This is a genomic window from Pseudomonas sp. Ost2 (genome assembly GCF_018326065.1).
GTDB lineage: Bacteria > Pseudomonadota > Gammaproteobacteria > Pseudomonadales > Pseudomonadaceae > Aquipseudomonas > Aquipseudomonas gingeri.
Map to the genome: position 1 here is coordinate 3366977 of NZ_AP021904.1, position 17542 is coordinate 3384518.

14 protein-coding genes are annotated in these 17542 nt (G+C 62.8%); 5 read left to right on the forward strand and 9 right to left on the reverse strand.

The window, feature by feature from the left end; translation table 11 throughout:
- Positions 1–52 precede the first annotated feature (52 nt).
- Genes KI243_RS14950 through KI243_RS14965 form a run of 4 tightly spaced genes read left to right on the forward strand, consistent with a single transcriptional unit; the run spans position 53 to position 9049 of the window.
- Positions 53–1357 carry an MdtA/MuxA family multidrug efflux RND transporter periplasmic adaptor subunit gene (locus KI243_RS14950; protein ID WP_212811084.1) on the forward strand — a complete coding sequence of 435 codons (1305 nt, stop codon included), beginning with the start codon at positions 53–55 and terminating at the stop codon, positions 1355–1357.
- Positions 1354–4455, forward strand: coding sequence for an MdtB/MuxB family multidrug efflux RND transporter permease subunit (locus tag KI243_RS14955; protein ID WP_177082222.1), 3102 nt, complete (start codon positions 1354–1356; stop codon positions 4453–4455). The genes KI243_RS14950 and KI243_RS14955 overlap by 4 nt, the downstream gene beginning before the upstream one ends.
- Positions 4452–7559, forward strand: a complete 3108-nt coding sequence (locus KI243_RS14960; protein ID WP_212811085.1) for an efflux RND transporter permease subunit — start codon at positions 4452–4454, stop codon at positions 7557–7559. The genes KI243_RS14955 and KI243_RS14960 overlap by 4 nt, the downstream gene beginning before the upstream one ends.
- A complete protein-coding gene (locus tag KI243_RS14965; RefSeq protein WP_177108076.1) occupies positions 7556–9049 on the forward strand; it encodes an efflux transporter outer membrane subunit in 1494 nt (497 codons plus the stop codon). The genes KI243_RS14960 and KI243_RS14965 overlap by 4 nt, the downstream gene beginning before the upstream one ends.
- Positions 9050–9114: 65 nt before the next feature.
- On the opposite strand, the gene KI243_RS14970 is transcribed toward KI243_RS14965, so the two are convergent.
- Positions 9115–9378 (reverse strand): hypothetical protein, encoded by a 264-nt coding sequence (locus tag KI243_RS14970; RefSeq protein WP_017127380.1) that lies wholly within the window; start codon positions 9376–9378, stop codon positions 9115–9117.
- 335 nt (positions 9379–9713) lie between these two features.
- Between KI243_RS14970 and KI243_RS14975 the strand changes: the two genes are divergently transcribed.
- Complete coding sequence (locus tag KI243_RS14975) at positions 9714–11039, forward strand: sigma-54 dependent transcriptional regulator (RefSeq protein ID WP_017127379.1); 1326 nt, start codon at positions 9714–9716, stop codon at positions 11037–11039.
- Between the two features lie 81 nt (positions 11040–11120).
- Here KI243_RS14975 and KI243_RS14980 read toward each other — a convergent pair whose 3' ends face one another.
- The 8 genes from KI243_RS14980 to pnuC all read right to left on the reverse strand — a co-directional run bounded on the left by KI243_RS14980 (position 11121) and on the right by pnuC (position 17519).
- Entirely contained in the window at positions 11121–12419 is a 1299-nt protein-coding gene (locus tag KI243_RS14980) for an autotransporter domain-containing protein (RefSeq protein WP_212811086.1), read from the reverse strand.
- Positions 12420–12468: 49 nt separating this feature from the next.
- Positions 12469–13218 (reverse strand): hypothetical protein, encoded by a 750-nt coding sequence (locus KI243_RS14985; RefSeq protein ID WP_212811087.1) that lies wholly within the window; start codon positions 13216–13218, stop codon positions 12469–12471.
- A gap of 42 nt (positions 13219–13260) precedes the next feature.
- Positions 13261–13941 (reverse strand): C39 family peptidase, encoded by a 681-nt coding sequence (locus tag KI243_RS14990; RefSeq protein WP_042935873.1) that lies wholly within the window; start codon positions 13939–13941, stop codon positions 13261–13263.
- 64 nt (positions 13942–14005) lie between these two features.
- On the reverse strand, positions 14006–14998 hold the full coding sequence (locus tag KI243_RS14995) for a heme utilization protein (RefSeq protein WP_177117915.1): 993 nt from the start codon (positions 14996–14998) through the stop codon (positions 14006–14008).
- Positions 14999–15059: 61 nt separating this feature from the next.
- Positions 15060–15635 carry an adhesin gene (locus tag KI243_RS15000; RefSeq protein WP_212811088.1) on the reverse strand — a complete coding sequence of 192 codons (576 nt, stop codon included), beginning with the start codon at positions 15633–15635 and terminating at the stop codon, positions 15060–15062.
- Position 15636: 1 nt separating this feature from the next.
- Positions 15637–16083, reverse strand: coding sequence for a hypothetical protein (locus tag KI243_RS15005; protein WP_177117913.1), 447 nt, complete (start codon positions 16081–16083; stop codon positions 15637–15639).
- A gap of 327 nt (positions 16084–16410) precedes the next feature.
- Positions 16411–16959 (reverse strand): AAA family ATPase, encoded by a 549-nt coding sequence (locus tag KI243_RS15010; protein WP_177083177.1) that lies wholly within the window; start codon positions 16957–16959, stop codon positions 16411–16413.
- On the reverse strand, positions 16956–17519 hold the full coding sequence (gene pnuC / locus KI243_RS15015) for a nicotinamide riboside transporter PnuC (protein WP_177146553.1): 564 nt from the start codon (positions 17517–17519) through the stop codon (positions 16956–16958). Before pnuC ends, KI243_RS15010 begins: the two co-directional genes overlap by 4 nt.
- Between the last annotated feature and the right edge of the window lie 23 nt (positions 17520–17542).

The window sequence follows — 17542 nt, forward strand, 5'->3', positions numbered from 1 at the left end:
AACACTTGAGTGCTTATCTTTCAGCCTCCTAGGGAAGAAGCTCTCGCACATAATGGTTGATCATTCCATGCAATCCTCTGCTCCTCGCAAATCCCGTCGCTGGCTGTTCGGCCTGCTGACCCTGCTGATCATCGCAGCGCTGTGCTGGCATTTCTGGCCGACCGGTGACCACAAGACCGAACACAAGCCCGCCGGGCGTACCGGCAAGAGCGGCATGATGCGCCCCGGTTTCGGCGCCGCGACCGGGCCGGTACCCGTGCGCGTGGCCCCGGCCACCGTCGGCGACTTCCCGCTCTACTACAAGGCGCTGGGCACGGTGACCGCGCTCAATACGGTCAATGTGCGCACGCAGGTGGCAGGGCAACTGGTCAAGATCAACTTCCAGGAAGGGCAGATGGTCAAGGCCGGCGATGTATTGGCCGAGATCGACCCGCGCAACTACGAAAGCGCCTTGCTGCAGGCCCAGGGCACCTTGTTGCAGAGCCAGGCGCAACTGAAGAATGCCCAGGTCGACCTGCAACGCTATCGCGGCCTGTATGCCGAGGACAGCATCGCCAAGCAGACCCTGGACACCGCCGAGGCGACGGTGCTGCAGTACCAGGGCACGGTCAAGAACAACCAGGGGGCGGTCGACGCGGCCAAGCTGAACCTGGAGTTCACCAAGATCCGCGCCCCGATCGCCGGGCGCCTGGGCCTGCGCCAACTGGATGTCGGCAACCTGCTGGCGGCCAATGACAGCCAGGCGCTGGCGGTGATCACCCAGACCCAGCCGATCAGCGTGGCGTTCACCCTGCCGGAAAACAACCTGGCAGTCGTCTTGCCGCGTTTTCGCAGCGGCGCGCACCTGCCCGCCGAAGCCTGGGATCGCGGCGACGTGAAGCTGCAGGCCACCGGCGTGTTGCAGAGCCTGGACAACCAGATCGACATCACCACCGGCACCCTGAAGTTCAAGGCGCTCTACGAGAACAAGGAGCAGACGCTGTTCCCCAACCAGTTCGTCAATGTGCGCCTGCTCGCCGACACCCTGAAGAACGTGGTGCTGGCGCCGAGCGCGGCAATCCAGTTCGGCAACGACGGTACCTTCGTCTACGCCATGGACGGTGACAAGAAGGTCAAGATCCGGCCGCTGAAAGTCGGCGCCAGCGACGGCAACGTCACGGTGGTCACCGAAGGCCTGGCTGCCGGCGACCGCGTGGTCCTCGAAGGCACCGATCGCCTCAAGGACGGCGGCGAAGTGGAGGTGGTCAACGACAGCCAGGAGGTGCCGGGCACGCCTGCCGAACACCTGCACGGCTCGAAATCCAAGGGCGATGACGCTTCGGCTGGCGCCGGCAAGGCGAAAAAGGTCGGCGCATGAATCTCTCGCGGCTGTTTATCCTCCGCCCGGTAGCGACCACCCTGAGCATGCTGGCGATCGTCCTGGCCGGGGTGATCGCCTACCGCCTGTTGCCGGTCTCGGCGCTGCCGCAGGTCGACTACCCGACGATTCGCGTCATGACCCTGTACCCGGGCGCCAGCCCGGATGTGATGACCAGTGCGGTGACCGCGCCGCTGGAGCGCCAGTTCGGGCAGATGCCGGGGCTGACGCAGATGGCGTCCACCAGCTCCGGCGGCGCGTCCGTGCTGACCCTGCGCTTCAATCTCGACATCAACATGGATGTCGCCGAGCAGCAGGTCCAGGCGGCGATCAATGCCGCGACCAACCTGCTGCCCAAGGACTTGCCGGCACCGCCGGTGTACAACAAGGTCAACCCGGCGGACACCCCGGTGCTGACCCTGGCGATCACCTCCAAGACCATGTTGCTGCCCAAGCTCAATGACCTGGTCGACACCCGCATGGCGCAGAAGATCGCCCAGATCAGCGGTGTCGGCATGGTCAGCATCGCCGGCGGCCAGCGCCAGGCGGTGCGGATCAAGGTCAACCCCGAGGCCCTGGCGGCCAACAGCCTGAACCTGTCCGATGTGCGTACCCTGATCGGCGCCTCCAACGTCAACCAGCCCAAGGGCAACTTCGACGGCCCGACCCGGGTGTCGATGCTCGATGCCAACGACCAGTTGCGTTCGCCCAAGGAATACGCCGAGCTGATCCTCGCCTACAAGAATGGCGCGCCACTGCGCCTGAAGGATGTGGCGCAGATCGTCGACGGTGCGGAAAACGAACGCCTGGCGGCCTGGGCCAATGAAAACCAGGCGGTGCTGCTGAATATCCAGCGCCAGCCGGGGGCCAACGTGATCGAGGTGGTCGACCGCATCAAGGCGCTGCTGCCGAGCATCACCGACAACCTGCCGGCCGGTATCGATGTCACCGTGCTCACCGACCGTACCCAGACCATCCGGGCCTCGGTCACCGATGTGCAGCACGAACTGCTGATCGCCATCGCCCTGGTGGTAATGGTGACATTCCTGTTCCTGCGCCGGGCCAGCGCCACCATCATTCCTTCGGTGGCCGTGCCGTTGTCGCTGATCGGGACCTTCGGCGTGATGTACCTGGCGGGCTTCTCGGTCAATAACCTGACCCTGATGGCCCTGACCATCGCCACCGGTTTCGTGGTCGACGATGCCATCGTCATGCTGGAAAACATCTCGCGCTTCATCGAGGAAGGCGACAGTCCGATGCAGGCGGCGCTCAAGGGCGCCAGACAGATCGGCTTCACCCTGGTGTCGCTGACCCTGTCGCTGATCGCGGTGCTGATCCCGCTGCTGTTCATGGCCGATGTGGTGGGGCGGCTGTTCCGCGAATTCGCCATTACCCTGGCGGTGGCGATCCTGATTTCCCTGGTGGTGTCCCTGACCCTGACCCCGATGATGTGCGCGCGCTTGCTCAAGCGCGAACCCAAGGAAGCGGAGCAGGGGCGGTTCTACCGTGCCAGCGGCGCCTGGATCGACTGGCTGATCGAGTCCTACGGGCGCAAGTTGCAATGGGTACTCAAGCACCAGCCGCTGACCCTGCTGGTGGCCGTCGGCACCCTGGCGCTGACCGTGTTCCTCTACCTGGCGGTGCCCAAGGGCTTTTTCCCGGTGCAGGACACCGGGGTGATCCAGGGCATTTCCGAGGCGCCGCAGTCGGTGTCGTTCGCGGCCATGAGCCAGCGCCAGCAGGAACTGGCCAAGGTGATCCTCGCCGATCCGGCGGTGGAAAGCCTGTCGTCCTATATCGGTGTCGACGGCGACAACGCCACGCTGAACAGCGGACGCCTGCTGATCAACCTCAAGCCCCATCGCGAGCGCGACCTGAGTGCCACGCAGGTGATCGCCCGCCTGCAGCCTGACCTGGACAAGCTGGTGGGCATCCGCCTGTACATGCAGCCGGTGCAGGACCTGACCATCGAGGACCGGGTCAGTCGCACCCAGTACCAGTTCAGCATGTCGTCCCCGGATGCCGAGTTGCTGGCCGAATGGAGCGGCAAGCTGGTCGAGGCCCTGGCCCAGCGTCCCGAGCTGACCGATGTCGCCAGCGACCTGCAGGACAAGGGGCTGCAGGTGTACCTGGTGATCGACCGGGACGCCGCTTCGCGACTCGGGGTATCGGTCGCCGATATCACCGATGCACTGTATGACGGGTTCGGCCAGCGGCAGATTTCCACCATCTACACCCAGGCCAGCCAGTACCGCGTCGTGCTGCAGGCCCAGGCCGGGGAAAAGATCGGCCCGGCGGCCCTGGACCAGATCCACGTGAAGACCACCAGTGGCGGCCAGGTACGCCTGTCGAGCCTGGCCCGTGTCGAGGAACGCCAGGCACAGTTGGCAATCACCCATATCGGCCAGTTCCCGGCGGTGATGATGTCGTTCAACCTGGCGCCGGGCATCGCCCTGGGCAAGGGGGTCGAGATCATCGACCAGGTGAAGCAGGAAATCGGCATGCCGGTGGGCGTGCAGACCCAGTTCCAGGGCGCCGCCGAGGCTTTCCAGGCGTCGCTGTCGAGTACCTTGCTGCTGATCCTGGCGGCGGTGGTGACCATGTACATCGTGCTCGGGGTGCTCTACGAGAGCTATATCCATCCGGTCACCATCCTCTCGACCTTGCCATCGGCCGCGGTCGGTGCCTTGCTGGCGCTGATCCTGACGGGCAATGACCTGGGCATGATCGCGATCATCGGGATCATCCTGCTGATCGGCATCGTCAAGAAGAACGCGATCATGATGATCGACTTCGCCCTCGACGCCGAACGCAACCAGGGCATGCCGCCCGAGCAGGCGATCTACCAGGCGGCGCTGCTGCGCTTCCGGCCGATCCTGATGACCACCCTGGCAGCGCTGTTCGGCGCCGTGCCGCTGATGCTGGCGACCGGTTCCGGCGCCGAGCTGCGCCAGCCCCTGGGCCTGGTGATGGTCGGCGGCCTGCTGGTCAGCCAGGTACTGACCTTGTTCACCACGCCAGTGATCTACCTGTTCTTCGACCGTCTCGGACGGCGTTGGGGCCGGCACCCCAGCCGCCTGGAGCAGGCGGACACATGAACCTCTCCGGCCCCTTTATCCGCCGGCCGGTAGCGACCATGCTGCTGAGCCTGGCGATTGTCCTGCTCGGTGGCGTGAGCTTCGGCCTGTTGCCGGTGTCGCCGCTGCCGCAGATGGACTTCCCGGTGATCGTGGTCCAGGCCAGCCTGCCCGGGGCGAGTCCGGAAGTCATGGCCTCGACCGTCGCCACGCCGCTGGAGCGCTCGTTCGGGGTGATCCCCGGGGTCAACACCATGAGCAGCCGGTCCAGCCAGGGTTCGACCCGGGTGATCCTGCAGTTCGATCTCGATCGCGATATCAACGGCGCGGCACGGGAGGTGCAGGCGGCCATCAACGCCTCGCGCAACCTGTTGCCCAGCGGCATGCGCAGCATGCCGACCTACAAGAAGGTCAACCCGTCCCAGGCGCCGATCATGGTGCTGTCGCTGACCTCCGATGTGTTGCAGAAGGGCCAGCTCTACGACCTGGCCTCGACCATCCTGTCCCAGAGCCTGTCCCAGGTGCCGGGTGTGGGCGAAGTGCAGATCGGCGGCAGCTCGCTGCCGGCGGTGCGCATCGAGCTCGAACCCCAGGCCCTGAACCAGTACGGCGTGGCCCTGGACGATGTGCGTACCACCATCGCCAACGCCAACGTGCGCCGGCCCAAGGGCTCGCTGGAGGACGACCAGCGCAACTGGCAGGTGCAGGCCAACGACCAGTTGGAGAAGGCCAAGGACTACGAACCGCTGATCATCCACTACCAGAACGGCGCGGCACTGCGCCTGGGCGACGTGGCGAAGATCAACGACAGTGTCGAGGACCGCTACAACAGCGGTTTCTTCAACAATGACGCGGCCGTGCTGCTGGTGATCAACCGCCAGGCGGGGGCCAACATCATCCAGACGGTCAACGAGATCAAGGCCCAGTTGCCGGCCCTGCAGGCGGTGTTGCCGGCCAGCGTCAAGCTGAACCTGGCCATGGACCGCTCGCCGGTGATCAAGGCGACCCTGCATGAAGCCGAGATGACCCTGCTGATCGCCGTGGCCCTGGTGGTACTGGTGGTCTATCTGTTCCTCGGCAACTTCCGCGCCTCGCTGATCCCGACCCTGGCGGTGCCGGTGTCGTTGGTGGGCACGTTCGCCGTCATGTACCTCTACGGGTTCTCCCTGAACAATCTGTCGTTGATGGCGCTGATCCTCGCCACCGGGTTGGTGGTGGACGATGCGATCGTGGTGCTGGAGAACATCTCCCGGCATATCGACGAGGGTGTCGCGCCGATGAAGGCGGCGTACCTGGGGGCCAGGGAAGTCGGTTTCACCCTGCTGTCGATGAACGTGTCGCTGGTGGCGGTGTTCCTGTCGATCCTGTTCATGGGCGGGATCATCGAGAGCCTGTTCCGCGAGTTTTCCATCACCCTGGCGGCGTCCATCGTGGTGTCGCTGGTGGTTTCCCTGACCCTGACCCCGATGCTCTGTGCCCGCTGGCTCAAGTCCCATGCCCAGGGCCGGCAGACCCGCCTGCAGCGCTGGAGCGAGAAGGTCAACGAACGGATGGTCGCCGGCTATGCCGTCAGCCTCGACTGGGTGCTGCGTCACCGGCGCCTGACCCTGCTCAGCCTGTTCGTCACCATCGGGGTCAATGTCGCCCTGTACGTGGTGGTGCCGAAAACCTTCATGCCGCAGCAGGACACCGGACAACTGATCGGTTTCGTGCGTGGCGACGACGGGCTGTCGTTCGGCATCATGCAGCCGAAGATGGAAATCTTCCGCAAGGCGGTCCTGGCCGATCCGGCGGTGGAGAGCGTGGCCGGCTTCATCGGCGGCAACAACGGCACCAACAACGCCTTCATGCTGGTGCGGCTCAAGCCGATCAAGGAACGCGATGTCTCGGCGCAGAAGGTCATCGAGCGCCTGCGCACCGAAATGCCCAAGGTCCCCGGTGCGCGGCTGATGCTGATGGCCGACCAGGACCTGCAGTTCGGCGGTGGTCGTGAACAGACCACCTCGCAGTATTCCTACATCCTGCAGAGCGACGACCTGGCGGCCTTGCGCGAGTGGTATCCGAAGGTGGTCGCCGCGTTCAAGGCCCTGCCGGAACTCACCGCCATCGATGCCCGGGAGGGCCGTGGCGCCCAGCAGACCACCCTGGTGGTCGACCGCGACACCGCCAAGCGCCTGGGGGTGGATATGGACATGGTCACGGCGGTGCTGAACAACGCCTATAGCCAGCGGCAGATCTCCACCATCTATGACAGCCTGAACCAGTACCAGGTGGTGATGGAGGTCAACCCGAAATATGCCCAGGACCCGGAAACCCTGAACCAGGTCAAGGTGATCGGCAGCGACGGGCAGCGCATACCGCTCTCGGCCATCGCCCATTACGAGAACAGCCTGCAGGACGACCGGGTCGACCATGAAGGCCAGTTCGCCTCGGAAAGCCTGTCGTTCGACATGGCGCCCGGGGTGACGGTGGAGCAGGGCACCGCCGCGATCGAGCGGGCGGTCGCCAAGGTCGGCCTGCCGGAATCGGTGATCGCCAAGATGGCCGGGACCAGCGACGCCTTCGCCGCGACCCAGAAAAGCCAGCCGTTCATGATTCTCGGGGCGCTGGTGGCGGTCTACCTGGTGCTGGGGATTCTCTACGAGAGCTACATCCATCCCCTGACCATTCTCTCGACCTTGCCTTCGGCAGGTGTCGGCGCCTTGCTCAGCATCTACCTGCTGGGGGGCGAGTTCAGCCTGATTTCCCTGCTCGGGCTGTTCCTGCTGATCGGGGTGGTGAAGAAAAACGCGATCCTGATGATCGACCTGGCCCTGCAACTGGAGCGCCATTCCGGCCTGGAACCGCTGGCTTCGATCCGCGCTGCCTGCCTGTTGCGCCTGCGGCCGATCCTGATGACCACCCTGGCGGCGATCCTCGGTGCGCTGCCGTTGCTGCTCAGCAGCGCCGAAGGCGCGGAAATGCGCCAGCCGCTGGGCCTGACCATCATCGGCGGGTTGATCTTCAGCCAGATCCTGACGCTTTACACCACTCCGGTGGTTTACCTTTATCTCGACCGCCTGCGCCATCGCTTCAACGCCTGGCGCGGCGTACGTACCGATGGTGCTCTGGAAACTCCGCTATGACAGACCGTTCACACTGCAATGCGCCCGTACTGGCTGCCCAACGTCTGGAGACGGCGCGTGGCTCGCGCCTGCTGAGCCTGGCCTTGTGCGGGCTGCTGCTCAGCGCCTGCGCCGTCGGCCCGGACTACAAACGCCCGGACGCCGAGACCCCGGCGCAGTACAAGGAAGCCGCCGGCTGGCGCCAGGCCCAGCCCAGCGATTCGCTGGCCCGTGGTGCCTGGTGGGAGTTGTATGGCGACCGCACCCTCAACGAACTGGTGGAGAAGCTCAACAGCAGCAACCAGACCGTGGCCCAGTCCGAGGCGCAATTTCGTCAGGCCCAGGCCCTGGTGCGCAGTTCGCGCGGGGCGTTCTTTCCGAGTGTCGACCTGAGCGCCGGCAAGACCCGCTCCAGCCAGGGCACCGGCAGCAGCAACTCGAGCCTGAGCAGTTCGGCGAGCGGGATTCGCGATACCTACAACGCCCAGCTCGGAGTCAGTTGGGAGGCGGATGTCTGGGGCAAGCTGCGCCGCGGCCTGGAAGCTGACCAGGCCAGCGCCCAGGCGAGTTTCGCCGACCTCGCGGCCATGCGCTTGAGCCAGCAGTCGGAGCTGGTGCAGAACTACCTGCAATTGCGGGTGATCGATGAGCAGAAACGCTTGCTCGAAGCCACGGTCCAGGCCTACGAGCGCTCGCTGAAAAACACGGAGAGCCAGTACCGTTTCGGGGTTTCCGGCAAGGCGGCGATCGCCCAGGCGCAGACCCAGCTGAAAAGTACCCAGGGCGACCTGATCGATCTGATCTGGCAGCGCGCCCAGTTCGAAAATGCGATTGCCGTCCTGACGGGCCAGCCGCCGGCCGAGTTCAAGCTGGCGGCCACCAACGACATACCGGGGTTGCCACGGATTCCGTTGAGCCTGCCTTCGCAACTGCTGGAGCGACGCCCCGATATCGCCTCGGCGGAACGCTCGGTGATTGCCGCCAACGCCAAGATCGGCGTGGCAAAGGCAGCGTACTACCCGGATCTGAGCCTGAGCCTGTCCGGTGGCTACAGCAGCAGTACCTATGCCGACTGGATCAGCCTGCCGAACCGTTTCTGGTCGGTGGGGCCGAAACTGGCGATGACCCTGTTCGATGGCGGGCAGCGCTCGGCGGAAGTCGAGCGCACCGAGGCGGTGTATGACCAGACCGTCGCCAAGTATCGCCAGACCGTGCTCGATGGTTTCCGCGAGGTGGAAAACTACCTGGTACAGCTCAAGGTCATGGAGGACGAGGCGGCGGTCCGCCAGCAGGCTCTGGATGCGGCCCGCGAATCGTTGCGCCTGACCGACAACCAGTACAAGGCCGGGCTGATTGCCTACCTGGATGTGGTCACGGTGCAGACCACCGCCCTGAGCAACGAGCGCAGCGTACTGAGCCTGTTGCAAAGCCGCCTGATCGCCAGCGTGCAGCTGATTGCCGCGCTGGGTGGTGGCTGGGACGGCAATACCGATCTGAGCGCCAGCAAATAATCCGGATCAGGTGCTGATCGTTCCCGGCGCGAGTGCGGGAACGATCACCCTGAACGACGGGTTGCTCAGGCGGACATGGTCCACGGCTGCAGGTCGTAGCCTTTTTCGCTCAGTTCGGCACGGGCCTGCTCCAGCAGGGATTTCAGCTGCGCCGGGTCCGAATAGTCGCTGCAGGAGATCTGCTGGCGACCGATGCTGTTGTTGGTGCGATCGATCACCGTCAGGCTCAGGTCGCCTTTGTCTTGTGCCGTCCAGGCCACGCACTGGAAAGGTTTGAATGCGTTGCCGGCCATCAGGAGTGCTTCGTTGAAACGGAGCGGGGCGTTCATGGGGTCTTCTCTCAAGGTTGCCCGATAATGATGTTGTAAGCCGTCGGTTGGGCGCACCGTCGCGGCTGGTTACTTGTACTGATGTCCGCTGAGGGGCATCAGGTCACACAAGAAATAAAGTTTTTTTCATTTTTGTTCATATAATTCGATAACGCTCTATTGCGCGGCCGGGGATACAAAACCGCTGTCCCGGTTATGTACGCCATGGGCAGTTGGTTATCGACCTTATAATCAAACGGTACAAGTCTGCGTCAAGTTCTTGCTAGTGTTACAGCCAGGTTTGCCAAATTACTGTTTCTAATAAAATTTTATAATTCCGGCGCCAGGGAACAGTCATGCAAGAAGCCGCACCGCTCAGACGTCTCCTTGTCGTCGATCCCTGTGACGACTGTCACCAGTTGCTTCCCGGCCTGCGCAGCGTCGGTTGGGACGTCGACAGCTGCAATCTCGAGGCTGCCGCCGATCGTTCCTGCGATGTCGGCCTGTTGCGCCTGCAACCGTTTCACCTGGAGCGCCCCGAGGCGGTCAAGGAGCTGATCAGTCGCAGCGGCACCGAATGGATCGCGGTACTCAGCCAGGAAGTGCTGCGTTTGCAGAATGTCGGTGACTTTGTCTGCGAGTGGTTCTTCGACTTTCATACTTTGCCCTTCGATGTTTCCCGCGTACAGGTGACATTGGGTCGCGCCTTCGGCATGGCGCGCCTGCGTGGACAAGGCTCCATTCATGTCGACCAGCCGGAACACGAATTGCTGGGTGACAGCCGTTCGATCCGCGAACTGCGAAAGTTGCTCGGCAAACTGGCGCCGACCGAGTCGCCAGTATTGATCCGCGGCGAAAGCGGCACCGGCAAGGAACTGGTCGCCCGCACCTTGCACCGCCAGTCCCAGCGCCATGCCAAGCCCTTCGTGGCGATCAATTGCGGGGCGATTCCCGAGCATCTGATCCAGTCCGAGCTGTTCGGGCATGAGAAGGGCGCGTTTACCGGCGCGCACCAGCGCAAGGTCGGGCGGATCGAGCAGGCCCATGGCGGCACCCTGTTTCTTGATGAGATCGGCGACCTGCCGCTGGAGTTGCAGGCCAATCTGCTGCGTTTCCTCCAGGAGAAACATATCGAGCGGGTCGGTGGCAGCCAGGTGATCCCGGTGGATGTGCGGGTTTTGGCGGCCACCCACGTCGACCTCGAGGCCGCGATCTGCACCGGGCGTTTTCGCGAAGACCTCTACTATCGACTGAACGTGCTGCAGGTGGTCACGGCACCGTTGCGTGACCGGCACGGCGATGTGGGGATGCTGGCCAACCATTTTTCCCATTTCTACAGCCAGGAAACCGGACGGCGCCCACGCAGTTTCAGCGAAGAGGCCCTGGTTGCCATGGGCAGTCACGGCTGGCCGGGCAATGTCCGCGAACTGGCCAACCGGGTCCGGCGTGGGCTGGTACTGGCCGAAGGGCGGCAGATCGAGGCCCGTGATCTCGGGCTGGTCAGCGAGCCTTGCGCGAACGCACCGATGGGGACCCTGGAGGATTATGTCTATCAGGCCGAGCGCCAGGCCCTGTGCGATGTGCTCAATCGCCACAGCGACAATATGAGCGTGGCTGCGCGGGTGCTGGGGGTTTCCCGGCCGACTTTCTACCGTTTGCTGCACAAGCACCAGATCCGCTAGGACTCCGGGCGCTTCCGGGGCAAGCCGCTCCCACAGGCCCGCAGCGCTTGCACGCTGCGGGCCTTTTCCATGGACAGGGGGTCAGAAGTAGTAGGGGAATTTCAGGCTGAAGGTGAAATCCGGGGCATCGGGCGTCATCCCCAGGGACAGTTGCGGCACGATGGTCAGGTTCGGCGTGGCGGCGATGGTCATGCCGACGTTGAAGTAACCGGCGTTGGCGTCGCTGCCGACAACACTCTGCCAATCCTGGCCATCAGGCTTGAGCCGGCTCTTGCGCTGGACCAGATCCGAAACGGAGAACGACATACTCATTTTTTCGTTCAGCGCAAAGGCCACGCCGGCGCCGATCTGGAAGCTGTCGCCGATACTGACCTTGCCCGGCTGCGTGGCCCCTTGCTGGGCACTGATATCGCTGAAGGAATCCTCGAAGTTGTGGGTATAGGCCAGGGTCCCGAACAGCACGGCCGGGTCGAACGTCTTGACCAGCGAAAGCCCCGTGGTGAGGGCCCACACACCGTTACCGGTCGGCAGGTCTTCAGGTACGACCAGACTGCTGCTTTTGGGTGACTGGACAAACTTGATACCGAAGGGGTCCTTGCCGGTAGGTGCCTTGAGCCTGACGCTGACAACCGCATCCGGCAGGCTTTCGGTTTCATCGAGGAACTTGTAGGCCACCCCGAAGTTGACATCACCCAGGATCGGATCGCGGGTGACGGTGTCTTCCACGGTCGATGCTGCGCTGCCACCGTTGCCACCCCCGGATTGATAAGTCGATTCGCGATAGACGACCGGCGCGTTAATGTCGAACTGCCAACGGTTTTCATAGTTGTAGCGAGCGGTCAGATCGAGGGTCCAGGTGTCGGCCTTGATCCGATCGAGGTTGATAGTGCCGAGAAAGATCGAATCCAGGGCGAGGAAACCGTTAAGCGTCAGTTGTCTGGTGTCGTAGCGCGAGTAAGTGATACCCGTCTCGAAACTGAACTTGCCGTTGCCGAAGAAGCCGCTGGCTTCGTTATAGAGGTCGGAGACACTCTGCGCCGGTGCCGAATCATCCTTGAGCGACTGGCCATAAGAGGCCCCGGAGGTTCCTGCCGCCGCCCCGGAAGCATTTGCGCTGGCCCCCGCCACCGCCTGACCCTTTCTCAAGTCCGCCGGGGACTTGACCAGGCGCTTGGGTTGCGGTGCCGGCGGTTGGTCTTCAACCTGTCGAACCCGCTGCTCCAGCACCGAGAGGGCCTGTTGCTGTTGAACGTAACGTTGTTTCAGCTCCAGAAGTTCTTGTTTTAAGGCCTCTACTTCGGCATCGGGCGCTGCTTGCAACATCGCTGCCGGAAATAAGGTGCCCACACATATTGCTGCGCGCAGAGAAAACGATCGCATGAAATAAGCCGTCCCTTACTAACTTCCAATGGTCGAGGGTGAGCGTAGTTCAGAATCCCATATTGCGTAGTCCTTTAAGCTGAGTCAGGTTGCAGTCGAGTGCACCTACGGTCGCCAGGTTGTTTTGCAGCACCACATTGAGCTGGGTCATGCTGTTGACCAGGTTGCCGCCACCCAATAGCGCGGTGGATTGCAGCACACCGCCCTGGGCGATCTGCTGCAATGAGTTACCCTGGTTGTTGCTGGCCGCGATGGCCATCTGAATACCGCCGGAGACGGCGGAAACCGTGACGTTGCCAGCGGCGCTGGAGCCGGTGATGCTGCCGCCGCTGTTGAGGATCTGTCCGACCTGCTGGCCGCTGATGGGGGCTTGGTTGGCTTCGCTGACATTGATCGCGACGTTGTTATAGGCGCTGTTGCCATCGCCGGCGGCGCGCACTACCTGGGTGACGCCCGCGGAGGTATTGAAACCTGCTCCACCGATGACCGTGCCCGAACCTTGAGTGGGGCTGGTACCGTTGCCCTGGACGCTGTAGGTGGTGACATAGAACTGCGGTTTGACCGTTGATTGCTGGATCTGCAGTGAAGTGGTTGCGCCAATGACATCGCCGCTGGCGTTCTTCCAACTGCTTTCCATCACGATACCGAAGCTGATGATGCGTCCGGGCATGACATAACGGCCACGCAGTTCGGACAGTTCCTGATCTTTTATTTCGACAGGCTTGAAGGGTAACGCCGCGTGCGCGGGTAAACAGGCGACTGCCAGACAACTCACTACCAGCCATTGTGGAGTTTTCATCTGTTGCTCCCGGAGCTTCCTGCTCCTTATCGTTATTGCACCTCAGAAGAAATCGCTCTGGATAAAGCCGAAGTCCATCAACTCCGCATCTTTGACCGGGTTGAAGGTGTCCAGCTTGTTTTTCGCCGTGAGCGGGGCCGGCGGGTCCAACAAGGCGTTGGTCTTGTCATAACCCGGGCCGACGATGGCGAAGACAATGCCATTCCAGCCCTTTTCGAAGTCTGCCGCGGCGTAGCGCTTGTGGCCGAGTACCGGGTCACCGATGTACACCCAGTCCTTGTCCGCGCGTTGCATCACGACGAAATGCTTGTAGCCACGAATATCCATCAGCACCACCACCGGAATGGTCACGCTCGGCAGGCTGTCAGCCGGAATCCGGTAGCCGCGGGCGCGCATGCCGATGCTTTCGACGTAGCGCTTCATGTCCAGCATGGAGAACCCTTGCTTCTTGACCAGTTCCTGGTCGGAGGTGGTCAGCATGCCTTTGATGATCTGTTCTTCGTTGACGTCCATCCAGTAGGCCTGACGCAGGATCGTTGCCAGTGCGGCGGCGCCGCAGCTGAAATCGGTTTTCTGCTCGACCAGGTCGGCAAAGCGCCGTTCGCGAATGCTTTGCACATGCTTGTAGAAAACGCCTGCGCCGGGAAGGCCGGGGACCGCCATGGTGGCGGCTTCGGTCAGGCCGCAGAGGCACAACATCAGAGCAAGAGTAAGAATACGCATGGTCGATAGGCCTTCTGATGCGGAAAAAAGAGCCCCGTTTCCGGGGCTCTCAGTTCTGTCGCGATTACATGCAGGCTTTGCAACCGGCAGCAATGGACAGGGAGTTGCTTTGTTGGTTGCCCACACCAGCCGAGATGTTCACGCCGCCGTTGCCGGAGAAGTGGTTCATCGAGTTGTTCATGCTGGCATTGTTGACCACTGGGTTTTTCCAGCCATCTGGAGTCAGCACTTGCTGGGTGGTGACGCCGGCCAGACCGAAGACACCCACGGCTTCGAATTTGGACTTGTCACCTTTGTCGCCTTTGCCACCTTTGTTGTCATGGCCATAGCCACCGCCGTTGCCACCGTGGTGGTCGTCGTCTTTGGTGGTTGCGGTACCCGAGGCAACGAAGACACCAGCTGCGGTAAAGGTGCCGGTAAGGGTGTCTTTTTTGTAGGTCACGAAGCCGTTGTTGTCGACGTTCAGGTTGTTGGAGGTCTGGTTGGCCGCGGCGGCGGCGGTGGCTACGCGCCCGCCGGATACGGCAATGGCCAGGTTGTTTTTCTGTTGGTTGAAGTTGCCGGCGGCGACGTTGACCCCGATGTTGCCGGAGCCGTCGTTGCCGGAGCCGTTCATCGACGCATTGTTTTGCGTGGAGTAGTTGTGAACAGTGTTGTACTGGTTGGTCTGAGTCGCGCTGGTGGCGGATACGGCGGTGCCGAAGATGAAGCTTTCGTCGGCGGTGGCCAGTGCGGCGGCGTTGTCTTGTTGGTTGCCGTCGCCGGCTGCAACGTTGGCGCCCATGTTGCCGCTGTCATTGTTCAGCGAGCCGTTCACGCTGCCGTTGTTGACGGTACCCTGGTTGCTCACGGTGTTGTTGTGGCTGTACTGGGTATCGATCACTGCGGCGCCGGCGCCGGCGGTGATTTGCAGCAGGGTGCCGAGGTCAGGACCTTTAGGCCCATGGCCATTGCCATGACCATGGCCGTGGTTGTCGTTTCCGCCTGCCTGTGCAGCCATTGCCATGACGGCGGCCAGTGCAAACACCAGTGGTTTAAGAGCCATTGTAGGTTTCATGGTGTATCTCCGTGCTTATTAGTTGGTTAAGTGTTGGTACTTTCTAATTGCACTGCTCGGGTCAGTCAGCGACCCGGATACTCAGGGTGTTAGCCATGCGGTTCCCCACCCCTGCGCTCTGGTTCACCTGAATCACACCCCGGCTGCCGGTGAAGGCCTGGTCGCTGGTAACGACCTGGCGACTGCCTTGGGTGGAGGGTGAGCCCGAGTTTGGTAACAGCGCCACGTTCTGTTGCGACAGAGCGCTGTCATCGACGCTTTGCGGCGCAGCACTGATGCTGAGGCGCACGGCGTTGATCATCTGGTTGTTGGCCCCGGCGGACTGGTTGACGCCCACCATGCCGGTGCCATTGCTGAAAGAGTTGCCCTGGATGGCCGCCTTGGCGTTGATCGCCGTGCTGGCCCCGGTGTTGATCTTCTGGGTCAGGGAGGTCGAGGCACTGGCGTTGGTGCCAATGGCGATGGCGCGGCTGTTGATCTGCTGCTGCTGGTCGCCGGCGGCCTGGTTGACCATGATGCTGCCCTTGTACTGCTGGCCGGAGTTGTCGATCACGGCGTTGTCGCTGGTGGCCACGCTGGTGTCGGCGAAGGCTGCGAAGCTGCTGAACATGGCGAGGAAAAGTACTGAACGATTCATGTCATTGCCCCTTGCCGATGGCGTTGAGTGCGCCCATGCCGGCTGACAGGCCGCGATTGACGGTGTTGGCGATGCTGGCGCCGCTGCCGCCGCCATGTCCGGCGGCCATGCCGGGCAGACCGTTGGGGTTGTTCAGGCCTGGCATGTTGTTGGTATGAACGGTGATCACCCGGGTGACCGTGGAGCCGGTGCTGATGCCGGCGATATCGCCGTCGCTCAGTTCCATGTTGTTGGTCAGTGAGTTGATGCGCCCGGAAGGATTGGCGTTGACGGTGGTCGGGTTGGGATCAGGCTGAAGAGCGGGGCGGCCATAGCTTTGAGGCTGAACGGTACGGTTGAGTACGATCACGCCATTACCATCGGCCTGGGCTGTGAGGCTGAGCAGCGAACCGAGAGCGCAGCCGATCAGCAAGGTGCGGGTAAAACCTGTTGTTGTAAGAGTCCCCACGGTGGCTTTCCTTCTTCAGTGCGCTGGCCCTGTTCAGCGTTGTGAAGGAAAGAGCAGAAGCTGTGCCGCTTTTTGTTTTTATTTATAAAACAACGGGTTGGGCAGTTTCTTGAACGAGGCATGGCTTGACCTGTTTCAAGGGTGAGACAGGTCGAGGGCCGGGTGAGCGAGGAAGGTGGGCGCGGCCCCGTATTCCGGGGCCGGGGGAGAGCTGTATCAGCCGCTTTACAGTTCATCCGGTACCGGCCCGCAAGTGTTGATTCTGGTCGCTTGCGGCGCGGCCAGGTGTTTCATGAGCGGACACCCGGCTACCTGAACAGGGGCTTTTCAGCTTTCCGGCGTGGTTTTTCCGTGGCTTCCCAGGAGCTGTTCGACCGCGGCCATTGCCTGCTGGCGTCGCTGTTGCCAATCGCCGTCGATCACCCGGACCGCCTGCTGGTGTTCTGTCAGCCACGCCAGGCTGGCGGCGAAGAAGTCGCGACGTTCGTCCAGCCGCGGTTGGCAGCGCTGGCCGTCGTCGGTCCAGGCCACGCCATCGGGGCTGAGCAGCAGATGAAGGTCATACTGCCGGGCCAGCAGGGCCGGTTCCAGCCACGCCGGGCAATCGCCGAACAAGGCCCGGCTCCAGAGGATATTGCTCAGCAGGTGGGTGTCGAGAATCAGCAGCGCTGGCTGCCGGGCACGCGCTGCATCTTCCCAGTCCAGTTGTCCGCGAGCGATCTCGGGGATATCGGCCAGGCAGGTGTCGCGCTGGTGCAGGTCGATGAAGTGACGCACGTACTCGCCCACCAGCAGGCCGCCAAAGCGTGCCTGCAACTCGCCCGACAGCCAGCTTTTGCCGCTGGACTCGGGGCCGGCCAGGACCACCACCTTCATGCCCGCAGCGCCGGGTCGGTCCGCCATTCACGCCAGCCCTGCACGGCCAGCAGGGTGAACAGGGCATAGAGCGCGGCGGTCAGGTACAGGTCCTTATAGATGAACAGGCCGACGAAGATCACGTCGACCGCGATCCACAGCGGCCAGCACTGGATACGCTTCTGCGCCATCCAGAGCTGTGCCACCAGGCTGAAGGCGGTCAGCGCGGCATCCAGCCAGGGTTGCGCGGCGTCGGTCCAGTGGGCCATGGCGGCGCCCAGCAGCAGGCTGCCCAGGGCACCGGCGGCGAGCCCCGCGAGCAGGGGCTGCACGCCCAGAGTGGTGACCTGGCGGCCATGGCGGACCGCGCCACCACGGGTCCATTGCCACCAGCCGTAGAGCTGCAGCACCGCGTAGACCACTTGCAGCAGCATGTCCGAATACAGCTTCACGTCGAAGAAGATCCAGCTGTAGAGCAACACCATGACCAGGCCGATCGGCCAGCACCAGGGGTTCTGCTTGACCGTCAGCCAGACGGCGATCACGCCGAGCGCGGCGGCAAACAGTTCAAGCCCGGACATGGGGATTCCTTTGAATCGAAAAA